At 56.1% G+C, this 253-nt stretch carries 3 tRNA genes; all 3 read left to right on the forward strand.

What is annotated here, in order from left to right:
• Position 1: 1 nt before the first annotated feature.
• The 3 genes from G9F74_RS29670 to G9F74_RS29680 all read left to right on the forward strand — a co-directional run bounded on the left by G9F74_RS29670 (position 2) and on the right by G9F74_RS29680 (position 253).
• Positions 2-76 (forward strand) — tRNA-Asn (locus G9F74_RS29670).
• 3 nt (positions 77-79) lie between these two features.
• Positions 80-170: transfer RNA gene (locus tag G9F74_RS29675), tRNA-Ser, on the forward strand.
• An 8-nt stretch (positions 171-178) separates the two neighbouring features.
• Positions 179-253, forward strand: a tRNA-Glu gene (locus tag G9F74_RS29680).

Below are 253 nucleotides of genomic sequence, written 5' to 3' on the forward strand. Positions count from 1 at the left end.
TTCCGCAGTAGCTCAGTGGTAGAGCTATCGGCTGTTAACCGATCGGTCGTAGGTTCGAGTCCTACCTGCGGAGCCATACAGAGAAGTACCCAAGTGGCTCAAGGGGCTCCCCTGCTAAGGGAGTAGATCGCTAACGCGGTGCGAGGGTTCGAATCCCTTCTTCTCTGCCATACATATTGGCCCGTTGGTCAAGTGGTTAAGACACCGCCCTTTCACGGCGGTAACACGGGTTCGAATCCCGTACGGGTCACCA

The organism is Bacillus sp. EKM202B, from assembly GCF_011066025.1.
GTDB lineage: Bacteria > Bacillota > Bacilli > Bacillales > Bacillaceae_G > Bacillus_A > Bacillus_A toyonensis.